The organism is Azospirillum sp. P4_B5 (assembly GCF_056402275.1).
Genome location: NZ_JBFUHT010000033.1, coordinates 110,898 through 126,608, shown reverse-complemented (window position 1 = coordinate 126,608; position 15,711 = coordinate 110,898). Strand labels below are relative to the sequence as shown.

The following is a 15,711-nucleotide window of genomic DNA, read 5'->3' as shown; positions in this document are numbered from 1 at the left end:
TTTCAATAAAGAAACACAACCTTTTACTTCAGTGCCACATTGGGTGACTTAGTGCCCATTGACATATCGAAATTGCTTCAAGCACCGTCCAAAAGGATTAACTCGTATGCGGGAGACATACTGTGACATCTGTTCTTGCCAAGGGCGCCGCCGCCGTGGCCGCCCTGTTCCTGATTCATGGCGCCGCCCTGGCCGGGCAGCAGGACTTCACCATCGCGAACGAGACGGGCTATGCGCTGAAGCATATCTATGTCAGCGAGTCCGCCAACGAGAAGTGGGATGAGGACATCCTCGGCCGCGACGTCCTCGAGGACGGCGAGGAGTTCGAACTGAGCTTCGACAAGGCCGAGAAGACCTGCAAATGGGACATGAAGGTCATCTACGACGACGACGAGTCGGCGGTCTGGCAGAACCTGGTCCCCGCACCGGCTTTCGCACCGGTGTGGGGACGGCCCGATCCTGCCCGCCGACGGCGCGGTCATGCGAAGTTGTCCGTGCTGCGGTTCATCAGATGGATGAACACGTCCTCCAGAGTCGGCTCCGTCCGTTTCACCAGCAGGCCCGACTCGCCGGGCCAGAGGCGCAGCGCCTCCTCCAGCTCCGCGCCATCGCCGCCGCTGACATGCAGCCGGGCGCCGAAGGCGGCGACCATCTCGACACCGGGACGGTCGCGCAGCGCCGCCGCGACACGCCCGAGGTCCGGCCCGCCCATCCCTCGTGAACCCACCTCGTAGGTGACCAGGCCCGATGTGGCGATCACCTGCTCCACGCTGCCCTGGGTCATCAGCCGGCCGTAGGCGAGGTAGGCGATGGCGTGGCAGCGTTCCGCCTCGTCCATGTAATGGGTGCTGACCAGCACGGTCAGCCCGTCGCCGGCCAGCCGGTGGATCTCGTCCCAGAATTCCCGCCGCGCCTTGGGGTCCACCCCGGCGGTCGGCTCGTCGAGGAGAAGCAGCTTCGGCTCGTGCAGGATGCAGGCGGCCAGCGCCAGACGCTGCTTCCAGCCGCCGGACAGCTCCCCCGCCAGCTGCGCCCGCCGGTTGCCCAGCCCCAGCCGCTCCAGCGCCGCGGCGACTTTGGCCCGCCGGTCCGGCAGCCCGTACATGCGGGCGACGAAATCCAGATTTTCGGCGATGCTCAGATCCTCCCAGAAGCTGAACTTCTGGGTCATGTAGCCGACCTGCCGCTTGATGGCGGCGCTCTGGCGGCGGATGTCGAGCCCGAGACAGGTCCCCTCCCCGGCGTCGGGGGTCAGCAGCCCGCAGAGCATGCGGATGGTCGTCGTCTTGCCCGACCCGTTCGGCCCCAGGAAGCCGTAGATCTGCCCGCGCTCCACCCGGATGGAAAAGCCGTCCACCACCGTCTTGGCGCCGAAACGCTTGACCAGACCGCGCACGTCGATGGCGGGCTCCCCGCTCATGGCGGCAATTCCACATCGACCGGCAGGCCGGGATTGAGCGTTGCCCCGTCCTCCAGCCGCGCCTCGACGCGGAAGACCAGCTTCTCGCGGCTGCCGACGCTGTAGATCACCGGCGGGGTGTACTCGACCCGCGGCGCCACGTAGGTCACGCGCGCCGACAGGCCGGGCGGACAGCCGTCGCAGCGCACCGTCACCCGGTCACCCGGACGGACGCGGGCCATCAGCGGTTCCGGGACGAAGACCACCAGCTTCCGCTTCCCCGGCGGCAGAAGCGACACCACCGGGGCGCCCGCCGGCACCCATTCGCCGGGGTTGAACAGCGTGTCCTCGACCAGTCCCGCCTCGGGCGCCGGCGGGGCCAGCTCGGCCAAGCGCTTGTCCGCCTGGACCAGCGCCGCCTCGGCTTGGGTGACGGCGTTCTCGGCGGCGCGGAGCTGGTTGGGACGGGCCGGCAGGTTGGAGACGGCCAGTTGCGCGGTCAACTCCTCCAGCCGCGCGCGGTCGCGGTCGCGGGTGGCGCGGGCGGCGTCCAGCCGGTCGTCGGAGCTGACCTTGCGCGCCACCAGCGTCTGCTGCCGCGCCAGCTCCGCTTCGGAGTAGCGCAGCGCCGCCTCGGCCTGCGCGCGCTGGGCGGCGACCACCGCCAGCTCGTCGGGGCGCCGTCCCGTCCGCAGGTCGGCCAGCAGCGCCCGCGCCTGGGCCAGCGCGGCGGCCAGCCGGTCGCGCTCCGCCCGCGCGCTGGTGCGGTCGAGCGCGAAGAGGGGGGCGCCCGCCTCCACCCGCCCGCCGCGCGTCACCGCCAGCGTGTCGAGCGTCCCGGCCACCGGGGCGGCGATGCGCAGATACTCGCCCTCGGCGTAACCATGGGCCAGCGGCACGGCATCCCCGCCGCCCAGTCCGAAAACGGCCAGGGCCGCCGCCAGCGTTTCGGCGATCCAGCTCATGACGTCGGTCCTCCCTCCGGAGCGAGGGTCCGGCGCAGCGCGTCGAGGTGCGCGGCCACCAGCCTCCGAACGTCCAGCGGCCGGTCCTCCAGCGCTTCGAAGGAGGAGCGCCACAGCGCGCTCATCAGCATCGGCGCGACGATCAGCCGGACGGTCGAATCGACGTCCACCGGGCGGAACTCCCCGCGCGCCATGCCGCGCTCCAGCACCGCCGCCAGCAGGGCGAAGGCGCGGCGGATCACCTCGTCGTGATAGAAGCGGGCGAGATCGGGGAAATTGCCGGCCTCCGCGATGACCAGCTTGGGAATGGCCCCGGCGCGGGATTTCAGGATGCGCGTCGCGAAGAGGGTCAACAGCGTTTCCAGAACGGCGAAGCTCGGCCCCAGCGCCCCCGCGAGCAGGCGCTCGGCCATGTCCAGGTTGGGCAGGATGGCCTCGCGGACCACCGCCTTGAACAGCTCCTCCTTGTTCGGGAAGTAGAGATAGAGCGTGCCCTTGCTGACACCGGCCCGCGCCGCGACGTCCTCCAGCCGCGTCGCCGCGAAGCCGCGCTCGCCGAAGACGGTCAGGGCCGCGTCGACGATCTCCCGGGGACGCGCCTCCTTCCGGCGGCGCCAGCGCGGAGCGGCGGGAACATCCTCCGGCATTCCGTCCCCCAGGGTGGAGAAAATATTACTGACCAGTCAGTTATTAGTTCATTTCCGGCTGAAACTCCAGTTTTCTCAAGGGTTGCGCCGTTCTGCCGCAGCCATAAGTCATTGTGCGCCGCAGCAACTGATATGCAAAAGGGCTTGCCTTTCGCCCGAGAGTTTCCGAAACTTTCGACAGTCCGCAGCGCGAACGGCTTGTCACGGAAGCACGCGCGGCGGGCGCACCGGTGGTCAAAGGCGCCGATCAGCAACGAGCGCACACCCCACCCCGGGAGGAACGGTTCAAGGCGCCGTGCCGGGATCAATGCGACGAGCGCGCCGGTGCGCGGCGTCCGGAGTCCCGGTTGAGCAGGGGGTGTCGATCATGCCGGGTGCAATGCGCCAGTCCACGTCGAACCTGGAACTGCTGACCATCTATGAGGTCAGCAAGATCCTCGGTTCCTCTCTCGACCTCCAGCAGACGTTGCGCGAGGTGCTCCGCGCGCTGGCCTACCAGCTGCAGATGCACCGCGGGCGCGTCTATCTGGTCGGCGAGGACAATGTGCTGCGTCTGGTCGCCGCGAACGGCCTGTCGAACGAGGCCGCGGCCCAAATCGAATTCCGCGACGGGGAAGGCATCACCGGCCGCATCCTGAAGACCGGCATGCCCGCCGTCGTCCCGAATCTGGCGGAGGAACCGCTGTTCCTCAACCGCACCGGCGGGCGCGAGGACCTGGACGAGCAGGTGGCCTCGCTGGTCGGCGTGCCGATCAAGGCCGCGGGGGTGGTCGTCGGCGTGCTGACCATCGACCGCATTTCCGACGAAGGCCCGCAGGGCCATTTCGGCAGCGACGTGCGCTTCCTGACCATGGTCGCCAACCTGATCGGCCAGACCGTGCGGCTGCACCGCACCGTGGCGGAGGAGCGCCGCTTCATGATGCGGGAAACCTTCCGCATGCAGAAGGAACTGCGCCCCCTCGCCGCCCCGATCAACGACGTGGTCTGCACCAGCCCCAACATGCTGGAGGTGATGGCCCAGGTCCACCGGGTGGCGCCCTTCAAGTCCACCGTGCTGATCCGCGGCGAGAGCGGCACCGGCAAGGAGCTGATCGCGCGGGCCATCCACACCATGTCGCCGCGCAAGGACGCGCCCTTCATCCGCGTGAACTGCGCCGCCCTGCCCGAATCGCTTTTGGAATCGGAGCTGTTCGGCCATGAGAAGGGCGCTTTCACCGGCGCGCAGAAGGACCACAAGGGCCGGTTCGAGCTGGCGTCGGGCGGCACGCTGTTCCTCGACGAGATCGGCGACATCTCCCCCAATTTCCAGGCCAAGCTGCTGCGCGTGCTGCAGGAGCAGGAGTTCGAGCGGGTCGGCGGGTCGAAGACCATCAAGACCGACGTCCGGCTGATCTGCGCCACCAACCTGAACCTGGAGGAGGCGGTCGGCCACGGCAAGTTCCGCGCTGACCTGTATTTCCGCATCAATGTGGTGACCATCCATCTGCCGCCGCTGCGCGAACGGCGCCAGGACATCGGCCCGCTGGCCCGCCATTTCGTGGCGAAGTTCGCCAAGGACAACGGCATGACCCTCGTCATGGAGGACGAGGCTCTGGAGGTGCTGAACCGCTGCACCTGGCCCGGCAACGTGCGCGAGCTGGAGAACTGTATCGAGCGCGCGGCCACCCAGTCGCGCGACGGCATCATCCGCACCGAGTCGCTGTCCTGCAGCCTCAATCTCTGCAACTCTTCGGTCCTCTTCCAGTACCGCACGCTGGGCGCCTCGGTCGGCGGGCTCGCCCCGTCCATGGGGCCGGGGTCCGTCAACCGCGTGCCTCCCGGACGCCCCGGCGGTCCGGCGCCGGCCAACGCGCTGAAGACCCCGGCCATGCCCGTCCCGGTGCCGGAACCGATGGGTGCCGGCGGCGGCGCGTGGCCGGCCTGCGCGTCGGGCTGTTCCGCCGGGCCGTCGCCGGTCTGCGGCGCCGCCCAGCCGGTGGCTCCGGTTCCCCTGATCCCGCTGCCCCTGCCCGAGGCGAGCGCACCCGCCGCCGCGGCTCCCGCGCCCGCATCGGTTGCCAATGCCGCGCCGCCGCCCGCCGCCGAGGTGCCGCTGGACGAGCCGGAGTCGGGCTCGCTGCGCGACCGCCTGCTCTGGGCGATGGAGCGCACCGGCTGGGTGCAGGCCAAGGCCGCCCGCCTGCTCGGCATGACCACCCGTCAGGTGAGCTACGCCCTGCGCAAGTACAACATCGAGATCAAGCGCTTCTGAGGGACGGGGAGTCACTTGGCGCCTGCGTTCCCTTCCGGGCAACAACGGGCCAATCAGTAACGGGTGGCCAAACCAAGCATGTATTGGCGCCCCACCGGCTCTCCCTGAGCAATGGGGGCGCCCGCTGATGACGGCGTGGGGAGGTCCTGGGGGCGCTGGATATGGTCGGGACGGTCGACCTGATACACCGTCTGCCCTCCCAACTCACCGACCTTGCGCATTTCCGCGAAAGACGCCTGGAGAAACTCGCGCAGCTTTTTGCTGTAGTCGAGGGGGTTCGGGTAGTTGCGGGCATCCGGCGGCGAAGCGCCCGGTGGCGCGGTCAGGGGCTTCACCAGGGCGTCGTCCACCGAATAGTCCTGATCGGCCGCCACCTTTCGGGAGGCCGGCAAGCCCGCCCGCTCCGACAGGATGGCGGCGGCATCCTCTTCGCCGGTCTTGCGCAGCGCCTTGTCGATCGCGTCGAGATCGACGCCCAACGCCTTCAGGCTGTAGGCGGCATCCCCCTGCTTTCTGGTGGAGTTCAGGCGGGAATCGGAAAAGTCCATGGAGAAGAAGCCCGGCATGATGTAGCGCGACATCCCCATCCGGTCCTTCGCCAGGAGCGGATTCATCGTCCGCGCCGCCAAGTCGTTCGACGCCGCCGCCTGCTCGTCCTCGCTCATCGCCGCCGCCAGCTTGTCCATCAGCGACGACCGCCGGGCCAGCGTCTGTGACAACGCACCGCGCAGGTCGTCACTGCTGGTCGTCTCATCGAGGAAAAGGGCGGCGTGATCGTTGTTGTACATGCGTTGCGTCGCACCCATGGCACTGACGCGGGCCTGTTTCAGCCGCTGCGTGAGGGCATCGTTGACCGTTTCGCCGCTGATCTTCCCGCTGTCGACGAGATCGGCCAACTGCTGGCGCTGAGCGTCCGAAAGCGCGCCGAAGGCGGCCAAGCCGTCGCCGCGAAGCGCACCGCCCAGCCCGCTCAGCGACACGGAATCGGACGCGGCACCGCCGCTCGCGGCGGTCGCCTCGGGCGATGGGGACGCTCCGGTGGATCGGGATAGGACCGGAAACGACGAAGCCGCCGACGTCACACCCGATACCGTCATGATCCACTCCCCGAAAGTCCTGCTGGCGGCAGCACACTTTCCAACCGCGGCCAACGCTCCGTCACGCATCTTATAAGGGAATAAATATATGGGCAATATAACCCTTGAGGGCCGGCTGGTGTTCCGGCTGCGGCAAGACGCCGGCGCAGCCTGCAGGTCCCAAGACCCCTGTAACCGTTACGAACGGTTGTGATATGACGGTGGGACATCGGCTGTACGCTGTACCCTGCGTCCCGCAACCTCCAGATCCGGGCCTTCGCACGAGATGGAAAAGCCCTTCGCGCTCCTCTTCGTGGACATCGCCGACAGCACGCTGCTCTATGAACTGGCGGGTGACCGCAAGGCGGCGGCGCTGACCCAGCGGGTGCTTGAGGGCTTGCGCCGGATCGTCGGGGAGAACGGCGGCACGGTGGTGAAAAGCCTGGGCGACGGGCTGCTGGCCTGCTTCCCCATGAGCGACGGCGCCACCCGCGCCGCGCTCGCCATGATGGAGCGGCAGGCGGATTTCGGGCTTCGCCTGCGCGCCGGGCTGAATTTCGGCCCGGTGATCGCCGGCCCCGGCGACCTCTACGGCGACGCCTGCAACGTCGCCGCCCGGCTGGAATCCATCGCCCGCCCCGGCGAGATTCTGGCGACCGACGATCTGGTCGACCGCCTCTCCCCTCCCCTGCGGAAACGGACCCGCCTTCTGAACAGCGTCGCGGTGAAAGGAAAGGCGGCCCCGGTCCGCGTCCACCAGGTCCGCGACGGCAGCGCTCCGCCGGAGGCCGAGGACAACGCCACCGTCGCCCTGACCACATCGGTTCCCGGCAGCGGGCGCGGCCTGCCGTCCCTGCGCCTGTCCGGGCGCGGCACCGACGCGACGCTGACTCCCCTGCTGCCGCGCGTCACGGTGGGGCGTGACGAGAGTTGCGGCCTGCGCATCTCCTCCCGCCGCACCTCGCGCCAGCACGCGGTGATCGACTTCAGCCGTGGCGGCTTCCTGCTGACCGACCATTCGACCAACGGCACCTTCATCCGCACAGGCGGCTCCCCTTCCCTGCTGCTGCGCCGCGATTCGACGAAACTGACCGGCAGCGGTCTGATCGGCTTCGGTGGAGAGCCGCGGCGGCCGGACGAGGACCATGTCCTGGCCTTCCAGGTCGGGAGCGCGTGATACCCCCTTATCATAGGGCAACGCAGTTGGCCTTCTTAACCCTCTCCCCGGAGGGGTGAGGGGACTTCAAACGCAATCGCCGACACCATGTCGGGTCCCCGACAGGCGGCGTGTTTGTCGACCATTGTTTGGCTTTGTCCGCCTTTGTCGGATTGCCGACATGGCCTACAGGCCCGACAAAACCACTTAACCATTTGAAATTCCATAATTCATCAGGTTGGCCCCGAACTTGCTTTTAACGACCTGACCAAGGGCGCCGACGGCGCGGCTGGGAAGGGAGTGGACGATGGCCAACGTTATTTCGCTCGACAGCATCCTGGGCGTGGGTGAGTTGAAAGCCGCCGCCGAGGCGCCGCCCGCCGCCGCCTCCGGCTGCGCGTCCTCCTCCTGCGGGTCGTCGGACGGCCCCGCCGACATGGCGCCGGAAGTGTGGGAGAAGGTGAAGAACCATCCCTGCTACTCCGAGGAAGCGCATCACTATTTCGCCCGCATGCACGTCGCGGTGGCGCCGGCCTGCAACATCCAGTGCAATTACTGCAACCGCAAATACGACTGCTCGAACGAGAGCCGGCCGGGCGTGGTCTCCGAGAAGCTGACCCCCGACCAAGCGCTCCGCAAGATTCTGGCCGTCGCCAAGGAAATCCCGCAGCTCTCGGTCATCGGCATCGCCGGCCCCGGCGACAGTCTGGCGGCGGGCGGGCGGAACACCTTCAAGACCTTCGAGATGCTGGCGAAGAAGGCCCCGGACCTGAAGCTGTGCCTGTCCACCAACGGCCTGGCCCTGCCCGACCATGTGGACACCATCGCGAACTACAACATCGACCACGTCACGATCACCATCAACATGGTCGATCCCGAGGTCGGGCAGCACATCTACCCCTGGATCTTCCACGACCACAAGCGCTGGACCGGCCTGGACGCCGCCAAGATCCTGCACGAGCGGCAGATGCTCGGGCTGGAGATGCTGACCTCGCGCGGCATCCTGGTGAAGGTGAACTCCGTCATGATCCCGGGGATCAACGACGAGCACCTGATGGACGTGAACAAGGCCGTGAAGTCGCGTGGCGCCTTCCTGCACAACATCATGCCGCTGATCTCCGACCCGGCGCACGGCACGCATTTCGGCCTGACCGGCCAGCGTGGCCCGACCGCGCAGGAGCTGAAGGTCCTGCAGGACCAGTGCGAGGGCGGGGCCAAGCTGATGCGCCACTGCCGCCAGTGCCGCGCCGACGCGGTCGGCCTGCTGGGCGAGGATCGAGGGTCTGAATTCACCATCGACCGCATCGAGGCGATGGGCGAGGTGGAGTACGACCAGGAGGCCGCCCGCACCTACCGCGAGCATGTCGAGGGCGAGCGCGCCGGGCGCCACGCCGCCAAGGCCGCCGCGCAGGCCGATGTGGTCGAGACGGTCGGCACCGAGGTGCAGCCGATCCTGATCGCCGTCGCCACCAAGGGCGGCGAGCGCATCAACGAGCATTTCGGCCACGCCAAGGAATTCCAGATCTACGAGGTCGGCCCGAAGGGCGCCAAGTTCGTCGGCCACCGCCGCGTCGACCAGTATTGCGAAGGCGGCTCGGGCGACGAGGACGCGCTCGGCTCCGTCCTGTCGGCGATCAACGACTGCACCGCGGTCTTCGTCGCCAAGATCGGCGGCTGCCCATCGACAAGCCTCAAGGACGCCGGCATCGAGCCGGTTGACCGCTTCGCCTTCGAATACATCGAAGAGTCGGCATTGACCTACTTCAAGGACTACGCCGAGCGCCTCGGCCAAGGTGCGATCAACGCTCGCGAGGGGCAGGACGCGGTGATCCGCACCGGCGCCTTCACCGCCCGGCGCGCCTGACGCCCGAACACCCGATCACCCCACGGACTTACCCGGCGGCCCACCGCAACAGCCGCCACCACACCCAAGGAGAGTGTCATGGCTTACAAGATCAAGGCTTCCGACTGCACCGCCTGCGGCGCCTGCGAGGCCGAGTGCCCGAACAACGCCATCAGCTTCAAGAAGGGCGCCTACGCCATCAACGCGGACGCATGCACCGAGTGCAAGGGCCAGTTCTCCAGCCCGCAATGCGCCTCGGTCTGCCCGGCCGACTGCTGCGTCCCGGCCTGATCGCCCGAAACCCCTCTCCCGTCCCATCACGGGAGAGGGTGTCCATGGAGCGCACCGCCATGCTGGACGAGGTGGATGAAGGCTGGCTCAACCGCCGTTACTACGGCGGCGACCTGCCGCCCGAGGCGGAGCGGTTCCTGCATCTCGCCGCCGCCAGCCACGCCGACGCCGAGGCGGCGGAGCGCTATCTCGCCCGCGCCGCCGAGCTGGCGCCGGGGCACCGGCTGGTCGATCTCGGCCATTACAAGTTTCATTTCTACAAGGCGAACCTGGACACCGCCCTGCTCTACGGCGAGCGGATGCTCGGCCACGCCATGGCGGCCATCGGCCTGAACCACACCGATTGGCGCATGGTCGGGAAGGATCACGGTGACTTCGCAGGCTTGGAACCGGCCCCGCGCCTGTTCCTGTTCGCCCTGACCGCGGTCGGCTACCTGCATCTGCGGCTGGGCCGTCTGGCCGAAGGGCGCGAGGCCCTGAACAAGGTCCGGGAGTTGGACCCGAAGGACCGCTTCGGAACCACCCGCCTGCTCGCCGCCGCAGATCGTCATGAAGCTCGCCGCCATGAAGCCGGGCCGGAGGACGACGACGCATGAGCGACGACATCGACAAGGCGCTGGACTGGCTGGGCAACCCCGTCGATTGCGACGGCTGCGCCTGCCGCGACCGTCTGGCCGAGGGGCGCTGCGAACCGTTGCGCGCCTGCGTGCAGGACCGCTACGCCAAGCGCATCCAGCGCTTCTTCCAATGGAACGACGATCTGGCCGGCGAGCATCTCGACCATCCCTATTTCGAAGTCCGCGCCAACGCCGCCCGCTTCGCGCCGATCTTCATCGTGCCGCGGCTGATGGACGACCCGGACGAGACGGTGCGCGCTGCCGTCGCCCGCCGCCTGCCCCGCCGCCTGCTGCTGAAGATGCGCGGCGACTCCGACCGCGAGGTGCGCATCGCCGTCGCCTCCCGGCTGGAGGAGGCCGATCTCGCCCCGCTGATGCGCGACCCCGATTACTCCGTCCGCCTGCGCGTCGCCCGCCGCGTGCCCGAGGGCATGCTGCCGGCGATGATGCACGACGAGGACCCGGAAATCCGGCTGGAGGTCGCCAACCGCATCGGGCTGGACTGGCTGATGAGCATGGCCTGGGACGACAGCGCCCGCGTGCGCATGGTCGTCGCCCGGCGCCTGCCGCCAGAGAAACTGGCCGCGCTGATCCGCGACACCGACTGGTGCGTGCGCTTCGTCGTCGCCAGCCGCCTGCCGCCCGACGACCTCGCCCCGCTGACCGAGGACCCGGTGGACGACGTCCGCACCGTGGCGCAGAAGCGCCGCGCCGGACTGCCCGCCACCGGCGACCTGATCCCCGACTGACCGGCACCCCGACTGACCGGACCAAGGAGCAACCGAATGCGCGAGCGCGCCCGCGATCCGAACGAACCGATCGAACTGGAAGACCGCCCCGCCTTCGAGGAGGGCCAGAAGGTCCGCGCGCTTCGCGACGTGCGCAACGACGGCACCTATCCCGGGCGCCCGATGGGCGACTTCCTGATCCGCACCGGGGACATCGGCTATGTGAAGTCGATCGGAACCTACCTGCAGATGTATTACATCTATGGGATCGATTTTTACGAGAAGCGCATCATCGTCGGCATGCGCGCCAAGGAACTCGAACTGGTCGACGCCCGCTGCAACGACCCGCAATGACCCTCCCGCCTAAGGAGCACGCGATGAGCGACGCCGTTACCGAAGCGAAGAAGCCCGGCTTCATCCCGCCCCGCGAGCCGCTCTACGACTGGGGTCTGGCGGTCACCGCCGCGGTGGACCTGCACAACGACGGCAGCCACCCCAACGCCGAGGACGGCGCCCTTTTGGCTCCCAAGGGCACGCCCGGCACCATCGTGCGCATCGGCCACGCCGAGGGCACGCAAATCCCCGTCTATCTGGTGGAGTTCCCGGCCGGCGTCGTCGTCGGCTGCCTGGAGGAGGAGATCGCGCCCGCCGACGGCCGCCGCCGCGGCGTCCCCGGCGTGATGGACTGACCGCCCCCTCCGTGCCACGGCCTGTGATGGACCCATGATCTATCTCGACAACAACGCGACGACCCCGCTGGCGCCCGAGGTGCGGGAGGCGATGCTGCCGCACCTGTCCGGGGAGTTCGGCAACCCCTCCAGCCCGCACGCCGCCGGCATGGCGGCCAAACGGGCGGTGGGCGAGGCGCGCGCCCAGGTGGCGGCGCTGGTCGGCGCGAAGGCGGCGGACATCCTCTTCACCGCCAGCGCGACGGAGGCCAACCACACGGCCCTGATCGGCACGCTGCGCGCCGTCGCGGCGGAGCGTCCGGAGCGCCGCCACCTCGTCACCACGGCGATCGAGCATCCCTCGACCCTGATGCTGGCAAATGATCTGGAACGGCAGGGCTGGCGGGTCACCATCCTGCCGGTGGACGGCACCGGCACCATCGCGCTCTCCGACCTGCGCGACGCGGTGACGCCCGACACGGCTCTGGTCTCCGTCCTATGGGCGAACAACGAGACCGGGGCGATCCAGCCGGTCGGCGCCGCCGCCGACATCGCCCAGGCGCGCGGCGCCCTGTTCCACACCGACGCGGTGCAGGCTGCCGGGCGGCTGCCCATCCGGGTGGACACGGTGAACGCCGACCTGCTGACCCTGTCCGCCCATAAGATGCACGGGCCGAAGGGCATCGGCGCCCTCTACATCCGCAAGGGCGTGCCCTTCGCCCCGCTGATCCACGGCCATCAGGAACGCCACCGCCGCGGCGGGACCGAGAATGTGCCGGCCATCGTCGGCTTTGGCGCCGCCGCCGACCGCGCCGCCGCGACGGTCGCGGAGGCCGGCGGGCTGGCGATTCTACGCGACCGGCTGGAGCGCGGCGTGCTCGCCGGCTGGCCGGGCAGCCGGGTCAACGGCGAGGGGGCGGTCCGCCTGTCCAACACCAGCAACATCCGCTTCGCCGACCCGCAGGGCCGCCCGCTGGACGCCGAGGATCTGCTGATGCGGCTCGACCGCGCCGGCATCGCCGTCTCCATGGGGGCGGCCTGCGCGTCCGGCGGCAACGAGCCGAGCCATGTCCTGACCGCCATGGGCCTGAGCCCGGCGGAGGCCGCGGCCAGCCTGCGCTTCTCCCTCAGCCGCTACAGCACGGCGGAGGAGGTGGAATCGGTCCTCAACGAGTTTCCCGCGCTCTACGCGCGGATGGCGGCCTGACACCCGCGAGTGCCCAAAACGAACGACGACTGGAGAGTGACATGAAGGTGATGGTGCGCAAGGCCGGTGAGCAATACACGATCTACGTCGCCAAGAAGGACCTGGAGGAGCCCATCACCGAGATGGAGAAGCCGGGCCTGTGGGGCGGCTGGGTCAAGGTCGCCAACGGCTGGACGCTCGACCTGCCGGAGATGCCGGCGGACACCCGCCTGCCCATCACCGTCGAAGCCAAGAAGCGCGGCGCGGAGTGACCGCCATGGCCCTGTCCCCGGAACGGATCGACGCCATCGCCGCCCTGGCCGGCGGCCTCTTCGCGGACGGCACCCGGCTCGACGCCGTGGTCCGCGCCGTGCGCGAGGCGAACCCGGACCTGTCCAACGTCACCGGGGCGCACGCCGCGGTGATGGCGGAGGACGCCTTCCGGGAGGAGCCCGGCTTCAACCTCTACCTCGTGGACGGCACCAACCATTGCTGGCTCATCACCAACAAGCCGGAGACGGCGACCGGCGTGGTGATCGCGCAACGGGACGAGGACGACTGAATGAGGATCGCGGAATGACGATGCCCGAAGACGATTCCGTCGAGGACGACGCGGAGCTTGGCGACTACATCCCGCTGATCGACCCGGACATGTCTGAGGCGGAGGTGGCGGTGCTGGGCCGCATCCTCACCTCAGGCAGCCTCAGCGACGGTCGGATGACGGAGGGGTTCGAGAACGCCTTCGCCGCCTGGCTCGGCCGCGCCCACGCCGTGGCGGTGTCCAGCGGCACCATCGCCACGCTGATGGTGCTCAAGGCCTACGGCATCGGGCCGGGCGACGAGGTTCTCTGCTCCCCCTTCGGCTGGCATCAGGTGCAGCACGCCATCGCGCTGGCCGGCGCGGAGCCGGTCTTCGTCGACATCGACTACTGGCAGCACACCATCAACCCGGCGAAGGCCGAGGCCAAGATCACGCCGCGGACCAAGGCCATCCTGGCCGGCAACGTCAACGGTCACCCCGCCCACTGGGACGAGCTGCGCGCGCTCGCCACGGACAAGGGCTTGATCCTGATCGAGGATTCGACCGAGGCGATCGGCTCCTCCTACAAGGGGAAGCTGGTCGGCAGCTTCGGCGACTGCGCGGTCTTCGACTTTTCCGAACCCGGCGTGCTGGTGACCGGCGAGGGCGGGATGATCGTCACTGACGACCGCAACCTCGCCCACCAGCTCCGCTACCTGCGCCGCCGCGAGATGGAGCACCGCAACACGGTGGTCATCACCCGCACCATCCCCTTCCAGGCGGGCATGAGCAACCTGACCGCCGCCCTGGGCCTCGTCCAGCTGAAGCGCCTGCCGGAGATCCTGGCGAAGCGCCGGGAGGTGGTCGGCTTCTACGAGGCGGCCATGGCCTCCTTCGAGGGCATCAAGCCGCCCTACAAGGGGCCGGGCGCCGACGACGTCCATCCCATGGTCTACGCCGTCCATCTCGGCACCCGCTTCACCGCGTCGGGGCGCAAGGCGGTGCTGGAGGACTTGGCGACGCACGACGTCGAGGCGTCGGACTACGGGCAGGCGCTCTACACCCAGCAATATTACCAGGAGCGCGGCGCCAGCCGGGCCGACTGCCCGGTCTGCCAGAAGACGGTCGACCGCGTGCTGGCCCTGCCGCTGCACCACAAGGTCACCGCCGACGAGGTGCAGTTCATCGTGGACACGCTGAAGGACGCCACCGTCAACACAGGGGCGGGCGCGGCGATCTATTTGTGAAACGCAACCCCTTCCCAGCGCATTTCCCCTCCCCCGCCCAGCGGGGGAGGGTCAGGGAGGGGGCAAACGCCAGCTGAACGGGGTTAGCATGACCGACACCGCCGTCATCGACAGCACGGACACCGACACCATCATCGCGGAGATCGCCGCGGCGCTGAAGGCGCGGGGCGTGGTGCCCTATCTCGGGCCAGGCGCCTTCGCGCTGCTGCCGGAGGCCGACTGCCCGATCCCGCGCACCTCGCTGGAACTGGCCCAGCGGCTGAACGCCAAGGTCGCCGCTCCGGGCCGCATCCGCAGCCAGCTGACCGCGGTCGCCCAGTTCATCGAATCGCGGCGCCACCGCAAGACGCTGGACGGCATCCTGAACGAGATCTTCAAGCGCGAGGTCCCGGCGACGCCGGTGCACCAGTGGCTGGCCACCCTGCCCGCCCCGCCAATGATCGTCGATGTCTGGTACGACAACACACTGGAAAGCCTGCTGACCGCCGCTCCGGACCGGAGCTGGGGCCAGATCCAGGGCCTGTCCCATCCGCAGGGCGTCGGCGAATGGGTGAAATACTACGCCCCCGACGGGGCCGAAGTCGAAGCCGCCGCGGCGTCGGGCTGGGAAACCCTGCTCTACAAGCCATCGGGCAGCGCGGCCCCGGCGGGGAACTATCTGATTTCCGACAGCGACTTTGTCGAGATCCTGACGGAGATCGACATCCAGACACCGATTCCCGCCGTCGTGCAGGAGCGCCGGGCCGGTCGGAGCTTCCTCTACCTCGGCTGCCGCTTCGATCAGGAGATCCAGCGCACCTTCGCCCGCCAGATCGCCAAGCGCTCGTCGGACCGGCATTGGGCGGTGATCGAGGGCGAGCTGTCGAAGAACGAGGCGCGCTTCCTGGAGCTGCAGAACATCACCCGCCTCGACCTGCCTCTGGACGAGGCCGTCCGACGGATCAGCGGCGCGATGGCGGCGCCGTAAAGCAAACACGTCGCGAAGTTCCCCTCTCCCCTCCGGGGAGAGGGTGGCCCGAAGGGCCGGGTGAGGGGGTTGCACAGGGTGCTACGTCCGGCAAAAGCGCAACCCCCTCACCCTAACCCTCTCCCCAGAGGGGAGAGGGAACAATCACCC

At 68.8% G+C, this 15,711-nt stretch carries 17 protein-coding genes and 1 pseudogene; 13 read left to right on the top strand and 5 right to left on the bottom strand.

What is annotated here, in order from left to right; genetic code table 11:
• Window positions 1-77 precede the first annotated feature (77 nt).
• From AC1DVI_RS22920 to AC1DVI_RS22905, 4 genes are read right to left on the bottom strand one after another with little or no spacing between them, the layout of a single operon-like run.
• Window positions 78-482: a hypothetical protein gene (locus AC1DVI_RS22920; RefSeq protein ID WP_476959920.1), complete on the bottom strand. Its 405-nt coding sequence runs from the start codon at window positions 480-482 to the stop codon at window positions 78-80.
• Window positions 479-1,420 carry an ABC transporter ATP-binding protein gene (locus AC1DVI_RS22915; protein WP_476959919.1) on the bottom strand — a complete coding sequence of 314 codons (942 nt, stop codon included), beginning with the start codon at window positions 1,418-1,420 and terminating at the stop codon, window positions 479-481. Before AC1DVI_RS22915 ends, AC1DVI_RS22920 begins: the two co-directional genes overlap by 4 nt.
• Window positions 1,417-2,364: an HlyD family secretion protein gene (locus AC1DVI_RS22910; RefSeq protein WP_476959918.1), complete on the bottom strand. Its 948-nt coding sequence runs from the start codon at window positions 2,362-2,364 to the stop codon at window positions 1,417-1,419. Before AC1DVI_RS22910 ends, AC1DVI_RS22915 begins: the two co-directional genes overlap by 4 nt.
• On the bottom strand, window positions 2,361-3,011 hold the full coding sequence (locus AC1DVI_RS22905; RefSeq protein ID WP_149166725.1) for a TetR/AcrR family transcriptional regulator: 651 nt from the start codon (window positions 3,009-3,011) through the stop codon (window positions 2,361-2,363). The genes AC1DVI_RS22910 and AC1DVI_RS22905 overlap by 4 nt, the downstream gene beginning before the upstream one ends.
• 367 nt (window positions 3,012-3,378) lie before the next feature.
• Between AC1DVI_RS22905 and nifA the strand changes: the two genes are divergently transcribed.
• Window positions 3,379-5,262, top strand: coding sequence for a nif-specific transcriptional activator NifA (gene nifA / locus AC1DVI_RS22900; protein ID WP_476959917.1), 1,884 nt, complete (start codon window positions 3,379-3,381; stop codon window positions 5,260-5,262).
• Window positions 5,263-5,315: 53 nt separating this feature from the next.
• On the opposite strand, the gene AC1DVI_RS22895 is transcribed toward nifA, so the two are convergent.
• Window positions 5,316-6,359: a hypothetical protein gene (locus AC1DVI_RS22895; protein WP_476959916.1), complete on the bottom strand. Its 1,044-nt coding sequence runs from the start codon at window positions 6,357-6,359 to the stop codon at window positions 5,316-5,318.
• A 265-nt stretch (window positions 6,360-6,624) separates the two neighbouring features.
• On the opposite strand from AC1DVI_RS22895, the gene AC1DVI_RS22890 reads away from it, so the two are divergent.
• The 12 genes and pseudogenes from AC1DVI_RS22890 to AC1DVI_RS22835 all read left to right on the top strand — a co-directional run bounded on the left by AC1DVI_RS22890 (window position 6,625) and on the right by AC1DVI_RS22835 (window position 15,561).
• Window positions 6,625-7,515, top strand: a complete 891-nt coding sequence (locus tag AC1DVI_RS22890) for an adenylate/guanylate cyclase domain-containing protein (protein ID WP_476959915.1) — start codon at window positions 6,625-6,627, stop codon at window positions 7,513-7,515.
• Between the two features lie 286 nt (window positions 7,516-7,801).
• Window positions 7,802-9,358 (top strand): nitrogenase cofactor biosynthesis protein NifB, encoded by a 1,557-nt coding sequence (nifB, locus tag AC1DVI_RS22885; RefSeq protein WP_476959914.1) that lies wholly within the window; start codon window positions 7,802-7,804, stop codon window positions 9,356-9,358.
• Window positions 9,359-9,403: 45 nt separating this feature from the next.
• A pseudogene (locus tag AC1DVI_RS22880) lies at window positions 9,404-9,628 on the top strand (4Fe-4S dicluster domain-containing protein); the annotation flags it as partial.
• Between the two features lie 44 nt (window positions 9,629-9,672).
• Window positions 9,673-10,224, top strand: a complete 552-nt coding sequence (locus tag AC1DVI_RS22875) for a hypothetical protein (RefSeq protein ID WP_476959913.1) — start codon at window positions 9,673-9,675, stop codon at window positions 10,222-10,224.
• On the top strand, window positions 10,221-10,994 hold the full coding sequence (locus tag AC1DVI_RS22870; RefSeq protein WP_476959912.1) for a 4Fe4S-binding leucine-rich repeat protein: 774 nt from the start codon (window positions 10,221-10,223) through the stop codon (window positions 10,992-10,994). Before AC1DVI_RS22875 ends, AC1DVI_RS22870 begins: the two co-directional genes overlap by 4 nt.
• A gap of 36 nt (window positions 10,995-11,030) precedes the next feature.
• Complete coding sequence (locus AC1DVI_RS22865; RefSeq protein WP_038528952.1) at window positions 11,031-11,327, top strand: nitrogen fixation protein NifZ; 297 nt, start codon at window positions 11,031-11,033, stop codon at window positions 11,325-11,327.
• Window positions 11,328-11,350: 23 nt separating this feature from the next.
• Entirely contained in the window at window positions 11,351-11,662 is a 312-nt protein-coding gene (locus tag AC1DVI_RS22860; RefSeq protein WP_454017938.1) for a nitrogen fixation protein NifZ, read from the top strand.
• 34 nt (window positions 11,663-11,696) lie between these two features.
• The gene (locus tag AC1DVI_RS22855) at window positions 11,697-12,848 is read left to right on the top strand and encodes a cysteine desulfurase family protein (RefSeq protein WP_476959911.1); all 1,152 of its coding nucleotides are present in this window, start codon (window positions 11,697-11,699) and stop codon (window positions 12,846-12,848) included.
• 41 nt (window positions 12,849-12,889) lie between these two features.
• On the top strand, window positions 12,890-13,099 hold the full coding sequence (gene nifT / locus AC1DVI_RS22850; RefSeq protein WP_035672252.1) for a putative nitrogen fixation protein NifT: 210 nt from the start codon (window positions 12,890-12,892) through the stop codon (window positions 13,097-13,099).
• Window positions 13,100-13,104: 5 nt separating this feature from the next.
• Window positions 13,105-13,389 carry a hypothetical protein gene (locus tag AC1DVI_RS22845; protein WP_103040295.1) on the top strand — a complete coding sequence of 95 codons (285 nt, stop codon included), beginning with the start codon at window positions 13,105-13,107 and terminating at the stop codon, window positions 13,387-13,389.
• A 14-nt stretch (window positions 13,390-13,403) separates the two neighbouring features.
• The gene (locus tag AC1DVI_RS22840; protein WP_476959910.1) at window positions 13,404-14,594 is read left to right on the top strand and encodes a DegT/DnrJ/EryC1/StrS family aminotransferase; all 1,191 of its coding nucleotides are present in this window, start codon (window positions 13,404-13,406) and stop codon (window positions 14,592-14,594) included.
• An 88-nt stretch (window positions 14,595-14,682) separates the two neighbouring features.
• The gene (locus AC1DVI_RS22835; RefSeq protein ID WP_476959909.1) at window positions 14,683-15,561 is read left to right on the top strand and encodes an SIR2 family protein; all 879 of its coding nucleotides are present in this window, start codon (window positions 14,683-14,685) and stop codon (window positions 15,559-15,561) included.
• Window positions 15,562-15,711 lie beyond the last annotated feature (150 nt).